Source organism: Pseudomonas sp. LM13 (genome assembly GCF_041381355.1).
Classification (GTDB): Bacteria; Pseudomonadota; Gammaproteobacteria; order Pseudomonadales; family Pseudomonadaceae; genus Stutzerimonas; species Stutzerimonas frequens.
In genome coordinates this window covers 1-22,783 of sequence record NZ_JACBXH010000052.1, presented here as the reverse complement: position 1 = coordinate 22,783, position 22,783 = coordinate 1, and the positions used below count along the sequence as shown (strand labels likewise).

Annotated in this window: 16 protein-coding genes and 3 pseudogenes; 11 read left to right on the top strand and 8 right to left on the bottom strand. The window is 59.9% G+C overall.

Going from position 1 to position 22,783, the window contains the following annotated elements; genetic code table 11:
* The 4 genes from HZR81_RS21390 to HZR81_RS21375 form a co-directional block, all read right to left on the bottom strand.
* Positions 1–4,126 (bottom strand): Eco57I restriction-modification methylase domain-containing protein (locus HZR81_RS21390; RefSeq protein ID WP_500129216.1); only part of this gene is annotated, 4,126 nt, incomplete at its 3' end.
* Positions 4,127–4,277: 151 nt separating this feature from the next.
* Entirely contained in the window at positions 4,278–7,154 is a 2,877-nt protein-coding gene (locus HZR81_RS21385; protein WP_500129215.1) for a DEAD/DEAH box helicase, read from the bottom strand.
* A 224-nt stretch (positions 7,155–7,378) separates the two neighbouring features.
* Positions 7,379–7,819, bottom strand: coding sequence for a hypothetical protein (locus HZR81_RS21380; protein ID WP_237262500.1), 441 nt, complete (start codon positions 7,817–7,819; stop codon positions 7,379–7,381).
* Between the two features lie 121 nt (positions 7,820–7,940).
* Positions 7,941–8,249, bottom strand: coding sequence for a hypothetical protein (locus HZR81_RS21375; protein WP_500129214.1), 309 nt, complete (start codon positions 8,247–8,249; stop codon positions 7,941–7,943).
* Positions 8,250–8,314: 65 nt separating this feature from the next.
* On the opposite strand from HZR81_RS21375, the pseudogene HZR81_RS21370 reads away from it, so the two are divergent.
* From HZR81_RS21370 to HZR81_RS21340, 7 genes and pseudogenes are all read left to right on the top strand, one after another.
* Positions 8,315–9,166 (top strand): annotated as a pseudogene (locus HZR81_RS21370) (WYL domain-containing protein).
* 75 nt (positions 9,167–9,241) lie between these two features.
* Positions 9,242–9,526, top strand: a complete 285-nt coding sequence (locus HZR81_RS21365) for a hypothetical protein (protein WP_237262502.1) — start codon at positions 9,242–9,244, stop codon at positions 9,524–9,526.
* A 68-nt stretch (positions 9,527–9,594) separates the two neighbouring features.
* Entirely contained in the window at positions 9,595–10,008 is a 414-nt protein-coding gene (locus HZR81_RS21360; RefSeq protein ID WP_500129217.1) for a hypothetical protein, read from the top strand.
* Between the two features lie 9 nt (positions 10,009–10,017).
* The gene (locus tag HZR81_RS21355) at positions 10,018–10,665 is read left to right on the top strand and encodes a hypothetical protein (protein ID WP_500129213.1); all 648 of its coding nucleotides are present in this window, start codon (positions 10,018–10,020) and stop codon (positions 10,663–10,665) included.
* Positions 10,666–10,766: 101 nt separating this feature from the next.
* The gene (locus HZR81_RS21350; protein ID WP_500129212.1) at positions 10,767–12,929 is read left to right on the top strand and encodes an AAA family ATPase; all 2,163 of its coding nucleotides are present in this window, start codon (positions 10,767–10,769) and stop codon (positions 12,927–12,929) included.
* Positions 12,930–13,000: 71 nt separating this feature from the next.
* Entirely contained in the window at positions 13,001–13,369 is a 369-nt protein-coding gene (locus tag HZR81_RS21345; RefSeq protein WP_237262506.1) for a hypothetical protein, read from the top strand.
* A gap of 31 nt (positions 13,370–13,400) precedes the next feature.
* A complete protein-coding gene (locus HZR81_RS21340; protein ID WP_500129211.1) occupies positions 13,401–14,435 on the top strand; it encodes a helix-turn-helix transcriptional regulator in 1,035 nt (344 codons plus the stop codon).
* On the opposite strand, the gene HZR81_RS21335 is transcribed toward HZR81_RS21340, so the two are convergent.
* Together HZR81_RS21335 and HZR81_RS21330 are read right to left on the bottom strand one after the other, a co-directional pair.
* Entirely contained in the window at positions 14,392–14,589 is a 198-nt protein-coding gene (locus HZR81_RS21335; protein WP_011914486.1) for a hypothetical protein, read from the bottom strand. The two genes, HZR81_RS21340 and HZR81_RS21335, sit on opposite strands and share 44 nt — an antisense overlap.
* A gap of 208 nt (positions 14,590–14,797) precedes the next feature.
* A pseudogene (locus HZR81_RS21330) lies at positions 14,798–15,169 on the bottom strand (integrase core domain-containing protein); the annotation flags it as partial.
* A 31-nt stretch (positions 15,170–15,200) separates the two neighbouring features.
* Between HZR81_RS21330 and HZR81_RS21325 the strand changes: the two are divergent.
* Positions 15,201–15,836, top strand: a complete 636-nt coding sequence (locus tag HZR81_RS21325; RefSeq protein ID WP_500129210.1) for a helix-turn-helix transcriptional regulator — start codon at positions 15,201–15,203, stop codon at positions 15,834–15,836.
* A 4-nt stretch (positions 15,837–15,840) separates the two neighbouring features.
* Here HZR81_RS21325 and HZR81_RS21320 read toward each other — a convergent pair whose 3' ends face one another.
* Both HZR81_RS21320 and HZR81_RS21315 read right to left on the bottom strand, forming a co-directional pair.
* Positions 15,841–16,476, bottom strand: a complete 636-nt coding sequence (locus tag HZR81_RS21320) for a response regulator transcription factor (protein WP_042909934.1) — start codon at positions 16,474–16,476, stop codon at positions 15,841–15,843.
* Positions 16,476–18,746, bottom strand: coding sequence for a PAS domain-containing sensor histidine kinase (locus HZR81_RS21315; protein WP_079282612.1), 2,271 nt, complete (start codon positions 18,744–18,746; stop codon positions 16,476–16,478). Before HZR81_RS21315 ends, HZR81_RS21320 begins: the two co-directional genes overlap by 1 nt.
* A 193-nt stretch (positions 18,747–18,939) precedes the next feature.
* On the opposite strand from HZR81_RS21315, the gene HZR81_RS21310 reads away from it, so the two are divergent.
* The 3 genes and pseudogenes from HZR81_RS21310 to HZR81_RS21300 form a co-directional block, all read left to right on the top strand.
* Positions 18,940–20,598, top strand: a complete 1,659-nt coding sequence (locus HZR81_RS21310) for an acyl-CoA synthetase (protein ID WP_042909936.1) — start codon at positions 18,940–18,942, stop codon at positions 20,596–20,598.
* Positions 20,599–20,706: 108 nt separating this feature from the next.
* Positions 20,707–22,080, top strand: a complete 1,374-nt coding sequence (locus HZR81_RS21305; RefSeq protein ID WP_042909937.1) for a solute carrier family 23 protein — start codon at positions 20,707–20,709, stop codon at positions 22,078–22,080.
* A 98-nt stretch (positions 22,081–22,178) separates the two neighbouring features.
* Positions 22,179–22,637: pseudogene (locus tag HZR81_RS21300) on the top strand (IS5 family transposase); the annotation flags it as partial.
* Positions 22,638–22,783: the final 146 nt, after the last annotated feature.

Below are 22,783 nucleotides of genomic sequence, written 5' to 3'. Positions count from 1 at the left end.
CTAACCCCCTGGGGTAAGGGTATTGCTCCGCTATTTCCGCCCTAAAATTCGCTTTCCCACTAGCTTTTGTCAGATAGTCCAACGGGATAGAACACATCAAACCCGTCATATCGAGTAACGCGTGTCTCGCTTTAAAAACCACAGAGAAGGCACCGTCGATATGCGCGACATGCCGCCCAGATATCGCAGGGGTAAGGGTTCTTTCACCACTTTGACTAAGCATCTTCCTTATGACTAATCGATAGTACTCTGTTACCGCTTTCGCATCGCTGTGACCCTCCTCTCGCCAGCCTACCTTTGGCACACGACGGGCATATTCTGCGAGGGAACACGCGGGGACGTAGTTGCTGCGTGGCAGGTAGTGCTCCGGCAGGCTTTCAAGGTCGAGGGAGTCGTAGGCTAGTGGCGTTGAACATACTAAACGCGGCGTTTTGCTGAGCGGGTTGGCAACAAAGAAGTGCGGACCAGAGAGCACGACTTTGTCTGGATCGGAGGCAAATCCCTGTTCGTCGGTGCTTCGACGGCGAATGGTGCCATCCTTCTGCGCGCCGGTTTCGTGCCACATTTCTAGGGTGAAGTAATCGCCCTTCAAATCGCACAACCGGCGCGTCACGCGGGCAAACTTTTCTAGCACCGAGACCAGCTCGCGACTATGCACCGCAGGTAGCCGGGCCTGCAGTGGTGGCGTACCGGGGGCATCGTACAGCTGGACAAAGGTAGCTAGTACTTCACCGTCAACGTTGATTACTCTGTTTTTGTGTCCCGTGAAGTTCCATCCTCCCAAATCATGCTTGATACTTGGAGTAACTCCACCACCTGGATGCTCTAGGCTTGCATTGACGGTGCTCGGGAGGAAGACATTTGCCATCGTGGAAAATCTAGGCTGCGGTTGAGCACACGCATAAACATTGATGCTGTACGTAACCCAATGCAGCACCTCGGAGAAGAGGTGCTGCACATTCACAAATTGATAGTGAGCCCGTAACCGTGGATACAACTCGGAACGCAGCATCCCGCCTTTAGGATCGTCGTACACCCCTTCAGGATGCAGTAGTGCCTGTACGCCGCTGCCAATCTTCCAGACAAGTGGCAGGAAGCATTTGTAAAGATTGTTCTGCTGCCCTCTGAGCATTGGATAATTCTGCTCAGCATTCACAAACGTCCCTAGCCCCTCCATAGCAACACACTCGATCAGATAGTCCACTCGCGCCTGCGGTAGTGCACCAAATACCGCCTCCCGCTGGTCGGAGGCCTGCTTTGCGCTTAGTTTTCGAATGGCAAAGCGCGGGTCAAAGTCCGACAGCAGCGCCTGCTCGTTCCACTCCAGCTTGATCCATGGCGGGTTGCCAAGGATCACATCGAAGCCTCCACGGGCTTTGAATACATCGGCAAATTCCAGGGCCCAATGCATAAAGTGCTGCTGACCAGCTACCTGCTGCGCTACTTGTAGCTGCGGCAAAGCCTCAACCAACGCGGCGATATCGACATGACCGTAACGGTCGCGCTCGGGGGTGAAGTCCAGCCCCTGTTGCGGCTGGGTTTCCGGGAAGAGGTCATCGGCAGTGGGGCTGGCCAGGCTGGCATTGCCCAGCAGCACAGTCTCCAGCACAAACCACCAATGCTCACGGCTGGGCAGCTCGCTGGCTTTGTCCAGCGGCCAGAACCACAGGGCGCACCAGGCATCCATCACCAGCTTAAGGCGGCGGTAGGGACTGGCATTTTTCTGCGCCTCGCTCAGCATCTCGCGCTGGTAGATGGCGTCTTTCTGCGCGGTGCTGGTGGGCGCACGGTTAGCCGCCGGGTCGGGCCACACGTGCAGCTCATCGCAGGTGGCCCTGCGCACCCGCGCGAGCTCCTCAGCGTGTTGCTGCCAGAGTTTTTCTGCCGCCTCACTCAGCGCCTGCACACGACGCACTTCATCTTTAGTCAGCGGCGCGGTAAATGCCTTGCGCCATTGCTTGAACTGCTCGAAGGCGGCTGGCTCCAGCGCCTTGACCACCTTATCGCTGACCATGCCCATGCCTTCTGCGGGCAGCAGGAAGTGGTAAATCTCGGTGGCCTGCGGGGCCTGCGTCAGCGGCAATGCCTTGGGTGCAGCGGCGCGCCAGTCGCGCTCGGGCAAACCGTTCTCGCCTTTGCCGGGAGTAAGCTGGGCGGTGCTGAATACCTCACGGCGAGCACCGACCAGAGAGTTGCCGTTGTACAGCTGCAAGCCGAACCAGGGCACATGGCTACCCTTGAAGATGGCGTTGAGCCAGAGCGAGACCTCGGCCAGTTCCACTGCAATGGGGTTCAGGTCCACACCGAAGACATTGCTGTCGGCGATGTACATCTTCACCCGCTGCTTTTCTTCGGTGTACTGCTCGTGCGGGATGCTTTGGCCCAGCTCCTTCTGCTTGGCCTGCAGGTAGGCTTCGGCAAGCTGGTTAACGGCTTCGTTCAAGAATGCTGCGCTGCCCATGGCCGGCTCGCAGATGGTGAGCTGGAGAATCTCGTCTGCCGTTTTGCCGGGAAGAATTTCCTTCAGCGCATGTTCCACCAGGCACTGGGTCAATACTTCCGGGGTGTAGTAGGAGGCGGACTTTTCCCGGGCGCGACCGGCCAGGCGGTAGATAAAGGTGCCCCTGGCGTATTTACGCGGGTTGCCGCCAAACAGGCGCTCGGCGTCGGTGTACTGGCCGATGGCGCTGACCGGGACGAAATAGGCGGCTTCCAGTGGGTCGAGTTCGGCGTCCTTCTTCTTGTCCGCGGCGGAGCTTTCCGGCTCGTCGCCGCTGTCGAGGTCGTCATCGCTGCCGGTGTCTTCCCCCTCCTCGCCTGTGCTGGCCTTTTTACCTTTGGGGTCGGGGCGGACTTCGTAGAGGTCTTCCTCGGCAAAGAAGCCACGGAAGGACAGCAGGGACTCGTAGACGGCGCCGAGCTGGTTGATGCCCAAGGTGCCGTAGCTGATACGGCCCCGGCGACGCTTGCCACCGCCACGGGACAGCGACATCAGCTCGATCACCTGTTGCAGCACGCGGTTGCGCAGCTTGACGCTGCCCAGCAGCGGCGTGCGCGCCGGGTCGAACAAATGGCCTTGCAGCGGGGCGATGGTAAAGCCGGTGTCGAGCAGCAGGTCGTTCCCTGCGGTGAAGTCCATCTGCCCACTGTTGTCCGCGCGACGTGGGAAGCCCTGCCAGATCAGGCCGAACAGCTGCTTGAGGCTTTCATGGAAGTAATAACCCTCCTGCGCCTCGCTGGTGGTCAGGGGAGTCTGTTCCAGCTCGCGCAGGTGCTCGACGCTGTAGCCCTTGAGGTAGGCCTCGGCGTCGATGGGCGCATAGCCCAGCTCGGGGCGCGCCTCGATGTAGAAGAGGAACAGCAGGCGGTACATGTAGCGCAGGCTTTCGCGGCTGAGCTGGTCGGCCAGGTCGGTGTCGTTGCGCTCGTAGACCTTCTCCTTGGCCACGGTGCGCTTGTACCAGATGGCCTCATTGGCGATCAGCTCGATGCATTCACGCAGGGCGTACTTAAGGTCGGTGGAGACCTCGAAGGCATGCTTGTGGGAGTTGTCGTCCAGGCTGTCGAGCAGGGCTACGCCGCCTTCGGCGGGCAGTACCGACTGGCTGCCTGCCAGTGCCGCCAGGGCACGCAGCAGTTTGTCGTCACGCGGGCCGAACAGATCGGGCAATTTGAAGCTAAGCAGCGCCTTGCGTCCCCACTTGCTGCGCTCGATCAGCAGCCACTCCTCGTGGTGCACCAGCAGCACCCAGCGCGGCGGGTGGTCGTCGGCGAACAGACGACGGCTGAGGGTTTCTTCCCAATCGCTGTCGGCCTGGCGGCTTTTGCCGTGGCTGTCGGTCGCCTGCGGCTTGAGCTGCAGCGGCCCCAGTTCTTCGTCATCCACTCCGGCAATGGCGGCGGCGATCACCAGCAGCGGCTGGTGCTTGGCATCACGGTAGGTGGCCAGCACCGGCAGCTCGCCATCAGCCAGGGCGAGGTTTTCCGGCGCCAGCTGGTAGCCGATAGCCTGCAGCAGTGGCTGCACCAGATCGATAAACAGGCTGGCACGATCGCTGGCCTTGCGCTCAGTGAGGAAGCGCTGGCGGGCGCGGAAGTAGCCGTTGGCGCCCGAGGCCGTGCGCAAGCGGGCGATGGGGCTGTCGGCGCCCTGCTCCTTCCACTGGTCGAACAGGGGCTTGAGGTCTTTTTCAAGTATCTCGTCCAGGTAGTGCTGGCTGTAGAACTCGTTGGCGTTGGTCAGGCCGGCAATGGCAAAACTCATGGGGTTTCCTTCCTTACGCCATCAGGGCCGCGACCACGGTGAACTGGGCGCGGTCGTCCAGTTGCAGGGTGTCGCGTATCCATTGCTGGTAGTTGTTGAACAGCTCGGCGGTGTCGCTTTCCTTCTGCTTGCGCTTGGCCGCGTTGACCTGCTCGATGCCCTTGGCGAAATCCAGCTCCAGCTGGGCGGTGTGTTTGTCCTGAAGGGTTTTCAGCTTGCTCAGCTCGCGGTCCAGGCGTGCCCGGGAGTCGGCATCGAAGGCCTGCTTGATCGGCCTGATATGCTGCTGGGCGGCCTGAATCACGTCTGGCAGAGACGCTTGCAGGGCGCGGGCATCCGGGGCGTTGCCATCGTTGGCGCGAATGTTGGCGCCGCTGCCGAGGTTGCCGGCCAGACCGGTGCGCTGCAGGGCATCCTCCAGACGGAGCACACCCTGTACCTGCCCGGCGGCATTGAGTTGCACGCCCATCCACTCGGCGAGCACGGCCTGGCCGCGCCGGTTGGGCACCTGCGCCAGGACCAGCACGATGGCCTCGCCAGCATTCAGCCCCTGCGCCACGCGCAGTAATGGAGCGCGCTGACGACCGAACAGAGCCATCAGCTTGTAGTCGAGCCACTGGGCAATGGGGTGCAGCGCCCAGAGGTAGTGCAACTGCGGCCAGGCGTTAGTATCACGGGCCTGGCGGATGGCGGACTCGACCACAGTTTTGTCGGCACTCAGGGCGAAGGTGTTGTCCTCCGGCCACATCTCGCTGGCCAGATCGCGCTTGAGCAGCAACGCCAGGTCACGACTGGGCTGGAGGCTCAGTGTGCGGCGTGCGTCATCGCTTTTGATTTCAGCATGTTCGCGCGGCGACTGTTGCGCCAGCCAGCGCAGGGCGTCGCGCAGGTAGATGTAGCTGTCGCTAAACAGACTGGTGAGCTCAGCAGTAGGCGCTGCCAACGCTGCGGTACTAGCAGGCGCAGGGCTCGCGCTGCTGGGTACGCTCGCGCCCCACAGCGCCTCGAAGGGGTCGATATCATCACCGGCCAGAAGCGCGGCGAACTCATCTACCGTACTGTTGCCTTCGATGGCCTTGGCCACTTCGACAGTTTCCAGCTCCTCGTCGTACAGCCCCATGAAGGCGGATGGATCGCCGATGTTCTTGGCAGCCTGCTCGTCCTTGTCGATGAGGATTTCCAGGTAGCGCAAGTCACCGCGAATACGCTCGTGACGTGGCTCGGTCAGCAGATAGCCGATTTTCGGCGCTTGCAGCTGGCCGTAACGATCCACACGGCCGTTGCGTTGCTGGAACACCATCAGCGACCAGGAAATGTCGAAGTGGATCAGGCGATGGGCTTGGTAATGCAGGTTAAGACCTTCGGAGGCGACATCCGAGGCAATCAACAAGCGCAGCGGCGAATGGGTCTTTCCGAAGTCTTCGACTGTTTGCTGGATGTCCTGATCAGGCAATTGGCCGTGCAGGATTTCTACGGCCTCGGGTTTTAAACCGAGGGCCTTGGGCAGCTCTTGCTGGAGAAACTTCAGGGTTTCCACCCGCTCGGTGAAGATCACAAGGCGGTCACTTGGGTCTTTGCCATCCCACTGCCAGTGCTGGCCTTGTTTAAGCTGGCTGATGAGGTGCTGCAGCTTGCTGAACTTGTCGGCGCTGATGGCTTGCACCAGACCTTGCAGGTCGCGCAGGCCGTCCAGATCAGGATGCTGCGCGTCTTTTGCTTCCAGCTTGCGGATGCGCTCTTTCAGCGTTTGCAGGCAGGCGGCCGGGGATGAGAACAGCGCTTTTTCCAGCACGGTGCGGAACAGCATGGCGCCTTCACGCGCACCAGTACCGTCGCTATTGAGCTTGAGCTCGGCCAGGGCATCGAACGCGAGATTTTCTGCCGGGCTGGCGGCGCATGCCAGGCGGAAGACTTCTCGCTCAGGGAACTCCTGCTTCATCTGCTCGCGGACGTCTTTCTTGAAGCGGCGAACAAAGAGGTGATCGACATCCTCACGGGTGTAGTCCGCACCGGATGGCAGCACGGTGGGGTCGAGCATGCGCATCAGGCTGGCAAAGCTGTCCTTCTTACCGTTGTGCGGAGTTGCGGTGAGCAGGATCAGAGCATCGGAGCGCTGTGAAAGCAGTTCGGCAAGGCGATTACTCTGGGTGCGGTTCCCCTTATAGGAGACGTTGTGGGCCTCGTCGATGATGATCAGGTCCCACCACGCCTTTTCCAAGTAGTGGCGATACTCGCTGTCGCGCTTGAGTGTATCGACCGAGATGATGGTGCGGTCGTAGTAGTTGAACGGGTTGTGGTTGGCCGGAATATCACGGCGGATGCGCTGGATGCCGGCCGAGTCCAAGCGGGTAAGCGGGATGGTAAAGCGGTTCCAGAATTCCTGCTGGAACTGGCGCATCATGCTTTTGGTGGTGACTACGAGGATGCGCCGGGCCTTGCCCCTGCGCATCAACTCGGCGGTGAGGATGCCGGCCTCAAGGGTTTTACCCAAGCCGACGGTGTCGGCGATCAGTAATCGCGGACGTAGCTGCTGCAGCACCTGATGGGCAGGCTCCAATTGGAAGGGCAGCGCATCCATGACACCGTGCTGACCAATCACTACCGATTCGTTTTGCAGCGCAGACTGGCGCAGACGCGCCTCGATAAACAGACGCGAGGCAATGAATGTGGGGGACTCATCGTAGACCAGCTCGGTTTTCGCCGGATCAATCAGGGTGACGTCTTCCAGCTCGGTGAGGAACAACGCATGACGATTGCGCACGGTTTCCGACACACCAATGCAGGAGAGCTGCCAGCCACCAAGATTGCATTGGTCTGCATTCTGGATGATCCACTCTTCGTCACGAATAACCGCGCGAGCACCGGGGGCTGGGGCTTGGGTAAGTTGCATGTTGCATCCTTGTGCTTTTGCTTGCACAGCACGCCTTACGCCATTTGGCCGAGGACCAATGCTGCAGCTTTTTCTGCTGGTGCTACGCGATGATTTAACTGAGTGCGCCTGTGCGGGCGGATGCTCAACAGGCTTATCCCTGAGCACACGGCATCCCTGACATTATCCGGCCACCATAGCCATTCAAAAACCCGCGGTAAAGGCTCTAGAGCTAAGTGACCAGATCAATCAGCAGCCTCACACCACCCACCTTCATCGTCAGGCAGCCACAACTTACCCTGCTCAAAATGCAGGTAGGCTCTCCACCCTTCAATCGCCCCAAATGGCAGGTCGAAATCCACATCGAGCACTTGTACATGGGCACCAAAATGCTTTTCCATAAAGCCAGCCAGGCGATCAAAAAACCCACCGGGAAGCTTCGTACTTGAGGTCATGTAGCAAGAAGTGCCGTTGTCAAAAATATCGCAAGGTCTGACTACCGACCATAACGTTGCGGGTTCCTGAGCTGGATTTTGCGAAGCCCACTCACTGGCAAATTGATGAATTAGCTTGTGCCACTTACCGTCACCATAGGGACCTTCGATACCCCACATATCAATAACGAAAAACACCTTGATCTGTTTCGGTTTACGCCTCGTTGGCGTGAAGGCTGTGCTGTCTGTCATCTCGAACTCCTTGCAGGAAAGCTATGCCTGACGGTCTGGGTTACCTGCACCTATTTGCTGATCACAAGTCACGCTGTAACTGTACCCTCAACCCATCAGCAAATTTCAATTGCCGCTGCAGCTACTCGACATGTGCTTTTTCTGCACGCAGACCTGCAGTTAGCTCACGTATCTCATCCTCCTGCTGATAGATCCTAGCCTGCATCTCTTTTTCTTGGCCCTGGCAACCCTGCAAGGCAGAGATCACCTGACGACGTCGCAGCACTTGCCAGCACAAAGCAATGCCAGCAATGACCACCAGCAATATGCTGACTCCGATCACTCCCCAAGACAGCATCATCACACTTACTCTTGATCCTCCTTGCACCAGATGGCTCGTTGAAACCAACTTGAACGCTGCAATCATGATATGTAATGTTTTATTACGCATCTAGTGTTTACTCGTACAGGTAAAGTTTTCGAGCAGATGGAGTGGCTATGAAACGCAAGCAATAAATCGAATCGGTACGCTGGGATTTGGCGCTGCGCTATTGCCTCATCGAGACGGTGGCCTGGTGGGAGGGTCGGCTGACCACGAACCACCTGATGCAAAGCTTTGGCATTAGCCGTCAGCAAGCGTCCAAGGACATCAACTCCTATATCAATGAACACGCTCCGCAGAACCTGGAATATGACAAGCATTTGAAGGGGTATGTGCCGAGCAAGCAGTTCGCTCCACTGTTTATCGACGACAGCGCCAGTGCCTACCTGCACCAACCAAAACCATGACCGCGCCCCACATGTTGAAGGACTGGCCTTGGCCTATGCGCATACCGAGGTGCTGCAAGTGCCTGATCGCACGGTACGCCCGGAACTGCTACGCCCCCCCTCCTTCGGGCCTTCCGCGAAGGCCTGCGCTTGGAGTGCGACTATGTGTCCTTCACCACGCCGGAGGCTGAAACTCGGCTGATCGCACCACACACTCTGATTTACACAGGTATGCGCTGGCATGTGCGCGCCTATTGCGAGAAGAACAAGGATTACCGTGACTTCGTGCTTAGCCGCTTTCGCGGTGTGCCGGAGTTGATGGACGATGGGACCGAAAATACACGCGAGCAGGATCCGGGTTGGAGTACGCAGGTGCAGGTCATCATCGAACTGGACTCACGCCTGAAACCCGAGCAGCAGGCAATTATCGAGACTGATTACGGCATGCAGGATGGCCGCTTGGTTATCGAGACCCGCGGTGCGCTGGTGCAATACGTGCTGCAGCGTTATCGGATCGACACGACCAAAGTGCATGCCAAAGCGATGGCGCAGCAAATTGTGGTGGTCAATTTGGATGAGTTACAGGGGTGGCTGTACTAGCAAGTAGCTTCGTTTCAGCCAGACTGAAACCGACTTAGCTGGTCTCAACATCCACAAACTTCAAGTGAGGTTCAAATGCTCTACGAAAACTCCTACATGGAAACTTATGCAGCTGATCACGTAACCCTGGATCAGCCATGCAAGGTGCGAGTTGAGGCTGGAATCCTCACCATCGAGTATTTAGCTGACGGCGAGCACACGTCCTACCGCGGTCAGGAACAGGGGCCAGGCCACTTCGAACTACATGGCAATGGCTTTGATGGCAGGGCCACTCTTCATATGTTCGAGGGTTCGAACATCTTGGAAGGCGGCTGGGTAGAGGAAGGGGCAAAGGGTATGTGGCGAATTCGGCTCGGCTGAGAGTCAATCATCAGAAATTGCCGCACGACGCTTACGACGCATTTCGTCGCAAGCATGATTCACGATTGGTGCTCACTGTATTTAGGGGACGCACCATGGATAGCCTCATCAAGGAAAACCTCGAATCTCTTCTGCAGGAAACCTCGAACACCAAACGCCTGGGCCGTCGAATTATCAGCCTCGCCGGCTTTCTCAGCCCTTCTGAACCACCGGCGCATTTGCAGGAGCAACTGAGCAATCTGTCGCGCCTGTTGATTCAGCAAGATGCATTCGATGCCTTGCTTGAACCCGTCACGCTGATGTCCAGAGCGGGACTGACTCACACGCTGGATGCTCACGCCATGCGCGCAATGCTCGCCAGCCTGGAAGAGGCGCGCAAGCAAATCGCGGCGCTGGAGGATATCAACTACGCCCAACTTATCAGCTGGTTGGTCAGCTCGGCCGTAGGCCGCAAGATCATTCGCCTGAAAACTGCCGAGTGAGGGCACGAAATGCCTCCATTAAAAACCAATCTCCCGAAGTACGGCCCAAGCTTTAGTGTCATGGATTTTTTTACGTTTACAGAGACCATGCGGGCAACTTTCTATCCAGACAATCCGGTGCCCAACTTTGAGTTAAGCGACTTGCTCTTTGTCATCAGTGCACCGCTTGACTACTACCCACCTGCGGATGACAAGCGTGCCACGGTGTATTTCGATCAAAGTGACTGCTCACGCGCACTGCCCGAGAATGCTTATCAGATCACATGCCCCCATCACATAAGTACGCATGAATTTAGGAAATGGGCTGAGCAAGGCATCCATATGCTTACGCACGCCTTCATGCACACCGGCTTTGTCTGCATCGACATTACGGATTTGATACGTGTTCTGCGAGCCTGCGAAAGCCAGAAGCTACTTTTAGAGATCATCCCCTATGACGACCCTCTCGAAGTCCCCTGGGAACAACTACAACGCTTCCGCTTTAGAAATCTCTTTGCTTCGTTGTTTGCTAGCCACGATTTAACAATGCAAATGTACTCAGACCTCGGAAATGCTCTTGAAGAAATCAGCCCAAACGTCGACTGCATGATGCTCGCTGCCAACTACCACGCAAGCAATCCACCCGTGGTGATGCTCTTGGGAGAGTTGGAACCCTAAAGCCCTTGTAAGCGAACAAAGGGCTTCTGCGCACACAACCTGCGACACATTGCGTCGCAGGCATTCCTCACAATACCTCCACACTCTCTGGAGGACTCAATATGCCCACAGTCACTCGCAAATCTGGCCCACACAACCAGGACACATGCCCGCTTGCCCTGAACTGGATGTTCAAGCTGGTGATCGACTGCGGCGGCCATCGGGATTTCATCAACCACAGCTGCTTCAGTGATGATGATGTCGCTCGCGAGCTTGGCATCTACTGGCTGGTAAAGGCTGCCGAGGGTAATGATGAGGACGATTTCCCTATACCTGCGTTTCTCAGGCAGAGGGATCACACCCAGGAAGCAAATTTCCGGGAGCTGGCCCTTGCTGCACTCCACCGAGAGCGCAAGCTGTTCGACAAAGCGTTTCCCAAACCAGAATTACCAGACAACCTTCAGGCGAATCTGGCAAATCTAGCCCAGCTAATAGGCTTGGATGAAGTCGAGCAAAAGCTGATCGGCTTCTGCTCACTGATGAATACAGACGCCTTACTAGATGACTGTTGCAACCAGCTCGGCTACATCGGATTCAACCGCCTCGTCAGGGTGCTGAGCACACTGCTGGATATCCCACAGAGTGACCTGCGTTTGCGTCTTTCGGCAGAGGGACGCCTGGTGAAGTCAGGCTTAATTGAAGCAAACCTGCGCAGCGGCGTGCGCAACCACATGTCCGACCTGCTGGGCTTTAACAACAAGGATCTGCTGTTTTCCGTGCGTCACCACCAAGGTAGCGCTATCGGTTTGTTCCAGAGTGCCTTTCGCCCTGCACCCGAAAGCAGGCTTGAAGCCAAAGACTTTATTCACCTCGACACCCCGCTCAACATTACCCGCCCCTATCTGCAGCAAGCACTCGAAGCGAAAAAATCCGGGGTTAACATTCTTATCTATGGCCCACCCGGCACCGGTAAGAGCCAGCTCACACGCCTGCTTGCGAGCGAGCTACAAGCTGAACTCTTTGAAATTGCCTGCACTGATAACAGTGGTGATCCGATTGATCGGCGCGGACGCCTGTGCGCGTTAAGGTCGGCCATGTGCGTACTCAACCAGCAGAAAACGTTGCTGGTGCTGGATGAGATAGAGGATCTATTCAGTGGCAGCAATGAGCTGGCAATGTTTATGGGGGGCCAAGAACGGCAAAAAGGCTGGATCAACCGCATGCTTGAGGAGAATTCAATCCCCTGCTTCTGGCTGACCAACAACATCAGGGCCTTGGATAATGCCTACATCCGGCGTTTCGACCTTGTGCTCAAGCTGGAAAACCCACCCAGACTTCAGCGTGAAGGCATCATCCGCAATGCCAGTGACAACCGTCTGAGCCAGTCGTTAATCGAGAAGCTCGCCGACCATGAACAGCTCATGCCTGCCGTCATCACGCGGGCCATAGATGTGGCAAACAGCCCGGCTCAGGACGCATCTGCGACCTTGGACACTACAGTCGAGTTTCTGGTCAACGCCACACTGCAAGCCCAAGGGTTTGCGCGCCTAGGGCAAAATCGTTTGCAGGCATTGCCTGAGTTCTACAGCCCAGACCTGGCGAATACCAACATGCCTCTCGACGAACTGCTTACCGGGTTGCGCAATCATGGCGAGGCGCGTCTGTGCTTTTACGGCCCACCGGGCACAGGCAAGACCGCCTTTGGTCATTGGCTGGCGATTCAACTCGGTAAGCCGCTTCTGACTCGCCGGGCATCCGATCTCATCTCGCCCTACGTCGGCATGACCGAACAGAACTTCGCCCGAGCATTTGAGCAAGCTACTGATGATGATGCTGTATTGCTCTTGGACGAAGTTGATAGTTTTCTGCAAGACCGTCGAAAAGCACGCCACAGCTGGGAAGTAAGCGCGGTAAACGAAATGCTGACGCAGATGGAGAGCTATCGCGGACTGTTTATAGCCTCCACGAACCTGATGGAAAACCTCGACGAGGCCTCATTGCGACGCTTCGATTTGAAAATCAATTTCGACTACCTCGGCGCTGAACAAATCACCAACCTGCTTCGACGGTACCTGCGGCAAATGGGACTGAAAAAGCCAGATAGCCTTAAGCTCGCCAGACTACTTCGGCAAAGCTGCCTGACCCCAGGTGACTTTGCACTGGTCGCACGACGTGCACGCTTCCAAGCATTCACCAATGCCAATCAGGTGGTTGATGCGTTACTGGCCGAAAGCAGCTTAAAAACCGCCACGACCATGAGAGCGATTGGTTTTGCTGAGTGGTAGAACGTTGCCCCAAGGTCATCTTCAAACACCCAACAAAGCAGATCAGTTAAGCGGCAAGGCAGGAGTGCGAAATGGTTGATGCAGCGGCGGGAACATGCCAAGCCTACAACGCCGATGATTTCGAAGGCGCTGCAGAGCGGTTGCTGGGGAAGAGATATCAAATTTTAAAAGAGCTGGAGGCGACAACTACGCAAATCTGCAGCGCATTTAGTGAAGCGTTTTTTAGCGGGGAGCTGGGCGAGAACGACGAAAACCAAAACGACATCAGCTTGATGCTGACGGCCTCAACAGAATTTTTCCTAGGGGCCGGCCAGCAGCTCATCTCGGATTCACAGCCGCAGACGATGCCGCGACCTAAATTAGAGCTGGCTGATTTGCTGCGCAGTGACACCCCTCCAGATCGCGCTGATTTTTGTGTGGGCCCACCGCCCCAACGTTGATTGAAGCGATTGGGCACATCATGATGCTGGCATGCAGCCGATTTTATGGATGAACACCGTGCCATCAGCCACCAGTCGCAGCACACTGACCCGCCAATGGGAACTGCTCAAGCTGCTGCCACCCAAGGGTCCGGGTATCACAACGCTTGAGTTGCAAAGCCTACTCAGTGACGCAGGGCACCCGACCACCAAGCGCACCATCGAACGTGACCTCGTCGAGCTTTCCAGGCTTTTCCCACTGCAATGCAACAGCAAAGGCATGCCCTACGGCTGGCACTGGATGCCCGGCAAAAGTGCCGAGCTTCCTGGCATCTCACTTAGCGAAGCTCTTACCTTGCGACTGGTGGAAGACAGCATCAGGCCATTGATTCCGACCTTTATGCTTAAAACACTAGAGCCGCGCTTCAACCTGGCCCGGCAAAAGCTGGAAGCCATGAGCGAAGAAAATCCTTCAGCTCGTTGGCTGGACAAGGTGGCAAGCGTACAGCCAGAACTCTCCCAGACCCCTCCCGATATCAAAGCCGACCTCTTGGAAATTATTCAGCAAGCATTGATGAACGACATCCAGCTCAGCTGCCGCTACTACTCAGCCCACAAAAATCAGTTCCACAACTTCACACTTAACCCCTTGGGTCTTGTACAGCGAGCACACACCACCTACCTCATTGCCACCGCCGAACCCTTCGACGACATCCGCCAATTCGTTGTTCACCGTTTCGAAGAAGCGCGCCTGCTCGCAAGTGCCAGCTGCAAACCCGACGGATTTAATTTGCAGGACTATGTCGAAAGCGGCGCCATGCAGTTTGGTACACACGAGAAGATTCAGCTTGAAGCCTGGGTGAGCGAAAGCCTCGCCCGCCTTCTGCAAGAAGCCCCCATTTCACATGACATGCTGCTGGTTGCAGAGGATGACGGCTCAAAACTGACCGCTACGGTGAATGACAGCTGGGAGCTGAAGTGGTGGGTGTTATCTCACGCAGGGGCTATTCAGGTTCATAAGCCACAAGGGCTGCGAGATGAGATCACTCAGCGGTCGCGGGCTGCTCTGGAGCTGCATGAGCGCTAGAGGACTTTAGCCGGGTTGTCCGCTGAAATGACCGTAAGCGCTCCACCTTGATATTCAGCTCGACCAGGGCGGCCAGACCGTTGATGGATTTGCGAAAGCCGACGGGCTTGGGATAGAGGTAGACCTTCTGCACCTTGGCGTCGGGACGCATCATGACGGGGCTCCACTGGGGAAAACAGGGAGCCCAGCATCCGGAAACGGATAGCTCAGTTGAAGGTGTGGTTATGGAGCGCTTACAAATGACCAAACCAATAGACGAATCACATCACCTCAGCCGTCAGCGACCTCAGACCTACGACCCAAGTCTCGCTTATCGCTGAGAGCTAGACGGCGATTTTCAAGGTAGTTGTCGCGTGAGCGTGTCACGCTGCCTTTGATGTTTGCTGCAGTACCGCTTCCCGCTCCGGGTTCAGGCACACGATTGGTGCCAGCACCCAGTTCCTGATGTTGCCGCTCCAGCGCTCCGGGTGCCGTGCACGCGCCGCCTCGTACAGCTCGATACGCTTGCGCAGCAACTCTTCCGCCTGGCCAGTATGTCGCTGCGCCGGGGTCACGAACTTCAGGGCGCTGTGGCGATGTTCATGGTTGTACCAGGCCACGAAGCTGTTCACCCAGTTCCTGGCCTGCTCCAGCGTGTCGAAGGGCCGCTCCGGCCACAGCGGGCAGTACTTCGCCGTGCGGAACAAGGCCTCGGCATAGGCGTTGTCATTGCTCACCCGCGGGCGGCTGGAGCTGACCGCCGATGGCGGGCAAACCGCTTTCGTGATGCGCCTGGCCGATCCGGAGCATGACCCGGAGCATCTCTTGCGGGAAGTGTTCATGCTGCTCTGGCATCGTTTCGCCAGCTGGCTGGTGGGCCAGCGCATCGGATTGCGGGAGGTGCACTTCGACTACCCGCAACCGGCCAACCATGCCGAGTACAGGCTGATGTTTCCCTGCCCGGCACGCTTCTCGATGCCCGATTGCCGCCTGGTGCTCGACCCTCAATGCCTGGACATGCCGGTGGTCCAGACGCCCGCCACGCTGCGTGAACACCTGCGGCGGGCGCCGCTGGAATGGTTCACGCGCCCGTCCTACCAGGCCGCCTTCACGCGCAGCGTCAGTGACCTGTTCCAATACGATGGCGCGTTCAGGGACCTCGGTATCGAAGCCGCGGCAGCGGCGCTGCATATCACCGAGCGCACCCTGCGGCGGCGTCTTGCCCTCGAAGGTGCCCGCTTCCAGGCGCTCAAGGATGGCCTGCGCCGCGACCTGGCCATCCACTACCTCAGTCAGGCTGGGCTGCCGATCAGTGAAATCGCCCAGCGTCTCGGTTTCTCCGAACCTTCGGCTTTCACCCGTGCCTTTCGTCAGTGGACCGGCGACAGCCCACGCGCCTATCGGGAAGCAGCGCGGGCCTGAACGCCTAGCCGCGCAAGCGCAGCGGATCCACCAGGCGTGCCGCTACGGCCATGCCGACCAGATCGGCCAGGCGCTCGGCCTGCATGCGCTTCATCACCCGGGACCGATAGAGGTCGACGGTCTTGATGCTGATGTCGAGCTGGCGAGCGATTTCCTTGGTGGTGTAGCCCTGCACCAGCGGCAGCAGTACATCGCGCTCTCGCGGGGTCAGGCTGTCCAGGCGGGCCTGCAGGCTGACGTGCTCGCCGGTGCCGCCGGCACGTTCCTGACGACTGAGTGCCTGCTGCACGCTATCGAGCAGTAATTGCTCGTTGTAGGGCTTCTCGATGAAATCCACCGCGCCGGCCTTGAATGCGCGAACCACGATAGGCACATCGGCATGGCCGCTGACGAAGATCACAGGCAACTGCAGCCCGCGCGCGCGCATGGCCTCCTGAACCTGCAGACCGCCCATACCCGGCATCCTGACGTCCAACAGCACGCAGGCGTTATCCGCGCCATTGCAGGCTTCGAGAAACTCCCGCCCGCCGATGAACGGCCTGGCAGACAACCCCACCGACTCCAATAGCCAGACCGTCGAGTCGAGCATGCCCTGGTCGTCGTCGACGATATACACCACCTGCTCGTGAGCATCGCTCATCAGCGTTCCTCTGTTGTTATTGTCTTGATCGGCAGGCAACAGCGCATGCAGAGCCCTCCGTTCTCGCCCGGCTGGCCCTGCAACGCGCCGCCAAACCCCTCGATGATGCTGCGGCTCATCGGCAACCCGAGCCCGAGACCGTCCGGCTTGCGGGTAAAGAACGGCGTAAAGGCCTGCTCGAGTTCCTGCTCATCCAACCCACGGCCCTGGTCCGCAACGGCCAGGACCACCTCATCGGCCTGTCGCTCGGCGCGCAATACGATACGCGACGGCTGCCCCGGGTGGGCTTCGCGGTTCGCTTCTATCGCATTGCGCAAGAGGTTGATCAAGACCTGCTCGAGCAGCACGCGGTCGGCATAGACCCGTGGCAGGTCGGCGGCCAGCACCTGCTCGACGGTCACCTGGGCGGCAGCGGTCTCCCACGCGCAGAGGCGCACCGCGTCGCGCGCGACCTCGGCGACATCGAGCGGCTGCATGCGCCGCTGCCCCTTGCGCAGGAACGCCCGCAAGCGCTTGATCACCTCCGAGGCATGGTTGGCGTGCTCGGTAATCCGCTCCAGGCCCTGGGCCACGCGCTCGGCTGCTTGCGGATTCTGCCCCAGGCTCTGCAGGTAGCGCTGGCTGGCGCTGGCGTAGTTGACCACCGCCGCGAGCGGCTGGTTGATCTCATGCGCGATGCCGGATGCCAGCTCGCCGAGGGTGATGAGGCGCCCCGTATGCGCCAGCTCGTCCTGGTGGCGCCGCTGCTGCGCCTCGCGCAGCTCACGCTCGCTCATGTCGCGGGCCACCAGCGAGTAATAACGCTCGCCGCCGGTCGTCCGATGCGCCAGCAGCACGAGGGAAATCGGCACCGAGGCACCGCCGTCCTGTGCGAGCAGACGCGAATCGCAGCTCCAGACGCCCTCGCGCTCGGCGGTCGTGCGGCCGGTTCCGTGCAGCAGCGCCAGTACCTCGGTATCGAACAGCGCATCGAGCGCCGGCATCTGCCCATCCTGCAGACGCAGCGCTCGCCTTGCCGCCGGATTGAGATACGTCACCCGCCCCTCGGCATCGATGAACAACACCAGGTCAGTGTTTACTTCCACCACCTCGGCCAGACGCCGGCGGTTCTCTTCGGCCTGCACCCGCGCGGTGATTTCGCGCGACACGCTGACCACCTCGACCACCGCGCCGGTATAGGTCTCGCGGATGGCATGGCTGGCGGTCTCGAACCACAGGTAGTGACCATCCCGATGGCGCACCCGGTAGGTCATCGTGTGATAGCCGTCCACCTCCAGCGCGTCGCGGCTGCGCGCCGGCAACTGGGCCCGGTCTTCGGGGTGGAACAGCGTTTCCACGAGCTGGCCACGCAACTGCTCCGGCCAATAGCCGAGCAGCCGCCAGGCCGCTGGCGAGGCGTCGAGAAAGCGTCCATCGGGCGCGTGCCGGGAGATCAGGTCGGTGGTGTTTTCGGTGATCAGCCGATACAGACGCCGGGCGCGTGCCGCATCCCGCTCGGCCAGGACCTGTGCGGTCGCCTCTCGACAGCGCGCGAGCACCCGGTTCTGCGCGGGGTCGGGAACAAAGGTCCAGATCAGGATGCGCTGGTCGTATTCGGCCTCCACCCCTTCGATAGCCCGTTGTTGCGCCAGACAAGCGCCGACCAGCGCGGCGTGATTGACGGGCAGAAAGCGCAGCAGCTCATCCAGAGGGCGATCGGCCAGCAGCGCCAGCAGGGCAGCGTTCAGCTCGACGGGATACGCGTGCTCGTCCAGCAGCAGGCTCGGTTGCGGATCCAGGCCGAGCAACGGCGACTGACGCGCCAGGCCGCTCGCGCATGCGAGCAGGCTGAGCAACAGCTCGCGTACCCAGCTCAGCGAGCAGGGACCGACATCGCCATCGGTGGCAAGCAGCAACAACCCGGGTACGGCTTCATCCAGATCCAGCGCCAGCACGGCGCCCTGAACGATACCTGCCCGGCGCAGGCGGCCGGCAAGCCAGCAGTCCAGCCCACGGACAACGGCGAGGTCGAGCAGGCCCTCGCCGCCGAGCCGCTCATGCAGCAGGCGATCACTGGCCTGCAGCGGATCACCCAGGCCGGGAGGCAGCTGTGCGCCACTGCCCTCATGGGTGTAGATGCCGGCACCGGCCTGCCAGGTCATGTAGTACGCCTGGCGTACCCCGGCGCAGCCGCGCAGCACCCGGCACAGGGCATCGGCGCGCGCGTCGAGCGCTACCTGTTCACGCTGCAGACGCAGCCAGGTGTGAAGGCGAACGGGAGTTGTGCTCATAAGCAATCCGTCTGAAAGGTTGGCCGGGAGAAACCCCCTGGCCCGCACGGAAATAGATATAGGAGTATTACCATATTCGCCCAGCAATACTTCCATATGCCTTCCGACTGATCTATAAGATTTGCAAGCCGCCCGGGAGAAGCTCCCAGGCGATGCAGAACAAGAGCTAATAATCAGCCAAGTGGTGTCTTGCATGACCATCTACGAACAGGGCCTTGCGCCCGCCGCAGTCAACCATGTTGCCCTCAGTCCGCTCAGCTTCATCGAGCGCACCGCCAGCGTTTATCCCGATTACCCCGCCGTGATCCACGGTTCGATCCGTCGCACCTGGGCCGAAACCTACATGCGCTGCCGACGCCTGGCCTCTGCGTTGGCCGGGCGTGGTATCGGCAAGGGCGATACCGTCGCGGTGATGCTGCCCAATATCCCCTCGATGCTCGAGGCCCATTTTGCCGTGCCCATGATCGGCGCGGTGCTCAATACGCTCAATGTACGACTGGATGCCGAAGCCATTGCCTTCATGCTGCAGCATGGCGAGGCCCGGGTATTGATCGCCGACCGCGAGTTCTCCTCGGTCGTGCGCGCGGCCGTCGGGATGCTCGATCACCCGCCGCTCGTGATCGATGTGGACGACCCCGAGTACGGCGAAGGCGAGCCGGTTTCCAGCCTCGACTACGAAGCGCTGCTCGCCGAAGGCGACCCGGCGTTCGCCTGGCAGTGGCCGGAAGACGAGTGGCAGGCGATCAGCCTCAACTACACCTCCGGCACCACCGGCAACCCCAAGGGCGTGGTCTATCACCACCGCGGCGCCTATCTGAACGCGCTGGGCAACCAGATGACCTGGGCGATGGGCAACCATCCGGTGTATCTCTGGACGCTGCCGATGTTCCACTGCAACGGCTGGTGCTACCCATGGACGATTACCGCGCTGGCCGGCGTCCATGTGTTCCTGCGCCGCGTCGACCCGCAGAAGATTCTCGGGCTGATTCGCGAGCATCAGGTCACTCACCTGTGTGGCGCGCCGATCGTGCTCAATGCGCTGGTCAACATGCCCGCTTCGGCCAAAGCCGCCATCGACCACCCCGTGCACGCCATGGTCGCCGGCGCCGCGCCGCCGGCCAAGGTGATCGGCGCAGTCGAGGAAATGGGCATCAAGGTGACGCATGTCTACGGCCTGACCGAAGTCTATGGGCCGGTCACCATCTGCGCCTGGCATGCCGAATGGGACGAACGCCCTCTGGAGGAGCGCGCGGAAATCAAGGCACGCCAGGGCGTGCGCTACCCGACCCTGGAAGGGCTGATGGTGGCCGATCCCAAAACCCTGGAGCCGACCCCGCGCGACGGCCAGACCATCGGCGAGATCTTCATGCGCGGCAACACGGTGATGAAGGGTTATCTGAAGAACCCCAGTGCAACGGCCGAAGCGTTCGAAGGTGGCTGGTTCCATACCGGCGACCTGGCCGTCTGCCACCCGGACGGCTACGTGGAGATCAAGGATCGGCTCAAGGACATCATCATTTCCGGCGGGGAGAACATTTCCACCATCGAACTCGAAGGTGTGCTGTACCGCCATCCTGCCGTGCTGGAAGCTGCCGTGGTGGCTCGACCGGATGAGAAATGGGGCGAAACCCCCTGCGCCTTCATCAACCTCAAGGCCGATCACCAGGCCGTCGACGAAGACGCCATCATCAATTTCTGCCGCGAGCACCTGGCCTCGTTCAAGGTGCCACGCACCGTCATATTCGGGGCGCTGCCCAAGACCTCGACCGGCAAGATCCAGAAGTACGTCCTGCGCGAACGGGCACGCGACCTGTCGCCACCCCAGCCTGCACCTCTGCGCAATCTGGCCTGACCCCTCTTTTTTCTGCCTGGTACTGCCATCCCGTTGCAGGGATGGCGGCTGCCGGCGGCATCCGTTCACAACAACAAGAAGGCGCCACGCGGCGTCAACGGAGGCTCCATGCAACTGTACAAACGTAACGACGGCGATGAACAACCCTGCTGGAAGGCCGGACCGTTCAAGCTTCGCCTGCCCTTCGTGCACTACCGCTGGGAAACCGCGGAGATGCTCCAGGCGCTGATCATGTTCGTGGTCAGCCTGGGCATGATCCCGCTGTTGGAGAAATACCTCGGCCTGCCCTACGAGGTGGCGCTGGCCTACGTGGTGGTGTGCGGCATCGGCTTCATGCTGCCGGCGTTGCTCGGCGTGCCGCTGGTGCCGGGCTGGATCACCCCCGGCATCCCGGTGGTGCTGCTGTTTCTCGGCAACTTCGAGCCGGGGCCGGAGGCGATCCGCGCGCTGTTCGCGCTGCAGATCCTGGTCTGCGTCATCTTCTTCCTGCTCGGGGTCACGCGCCTGGGCAGCGTGATGGTGCGCATCGTGCCCAACTCGATGAAGGGCGGGATCATCATCGGCGCCGGCATCGCCGCGCTGATCGGCGAGATCGAGACCGGCGGGCGCCTGGCCAACACGCCGATCTCGTTGGTGCTGGGCAGCCTGATCTGCCTGTACCTGATGTTCTCGGTGTCGTTCCGCGGGCTTACCGAGCGGGTGCCGCTGGCGCGCAAGATCGTCAACTACGGCATGGTCCCGGGGATGATCGTGGCCATCGTCGCCGGCATCGCGGTGGGCGAGTACAGGATGCCGGACGTGCGCTTCGGCATCACCGCGCCGGCTTTCGACCAGCTCTGGCAGTACCTGCCCTTCACCGCCGGCTTCCCCGACGCCCAGGTGTTCATGCTGGCGGTGCCCACCGCGGTGATCGCCTACATCATCGCCTTCGGCGACATCATCGTCGGCCAGTCGCTGATGCAGCGCGCCGACGAGCTGCGCACCGACGAGAAGATCGAGATCAACGTCGACCGCATCCACCTGGTGTGCGCCATCCGCAACGCCCTGCATGCCTTCTTCGCGCCCTACCCGGGCCTGGCCGGCCCGCTGTGGACGGCCGTGGCGGCGACCATGGCCGAGCGCTACAAGTACGGCCGCAAGGCGATGGAGTCGATCTACAGCGGCGCCGGCACCTTCTGGATCACCGGCTTTCTCGCGCTGTTCGTCCTGCCGCTGGTGAGTTTCTTCCAGCCGGTGCTGCCGATCGCCCTGTCGCTGACGCTGATCCTCACCGGCTACATCTGCCTGATGGTCGGCTTCGAGCAGCTCAACAACAACGCCGAACGCGGTATCGCCGGCACCATGGGTGTGGTGCTGGCGGTGTACGGCGCGGGCTGGGGCCTGGCCGCTGGCGCCGTGCTGTACCTGCTGATCGAGCGCACCCACCTGCTGCGCTTCGCCTCCCCCGGGGTGCGCGCCCAGCGCCCCAGCGAAGCCGACTGACCGCCGCCCGCCCCCAAACCTCCCCGCATTGGTCCGCGTGGCCAGTGCGGGCGACTAGAAAAGCCAGTCCTGATGAACAACTACAGCAGGCCATTGCAACGAAGGCGCACATCGGCGTGGATGATGAGTCGGGGCTGGTACACAGCGTGGTAGGCACGGCAGCCAACGTGGCGGATATCACCCAGGTCGACAAACTGCTGCACGGTGACGAGAACGTCGTCTGCGCCGATGCCGGTTACACCGGCGTCGAAAAGCGCTCAGAACATGCGGGCCGCGAAGTGATCTGGCAGGTCGCGGCGCGTCGCAGCACTTACAGAAAACTCGGCAAGAACAGCCCGCTCTACAAAGCCAAGCGCAAGATTGAAAAGGCCAAGGCGCAGGTGCGGGCCAAGGTCGAGCACCCATTCCGGGTGATCAAGTGCCAGTTCGGTTACGTGAAGGTACGCTTCCGCGGCCTGGCCAAGAACACCGCGCAGCTGATGACACTGTTCGCACTGTCGAACTTGTGGATGGCGCGTCGACATTTGATCGCCACCGCAGGAGAGGTGCGCCTGTAATGCGGGAAATGGCCACCGCGAGATGCTCGCGACGGCCAAAAAAGGAGAAATGAGTGGGCTATCTGGCTGGTTTTTGATCGATTGCTCGCTTTCAAAATCGACAAGGACTGAAGTTGGCGCGAAATACCCAGCTACTTCAGACCTTC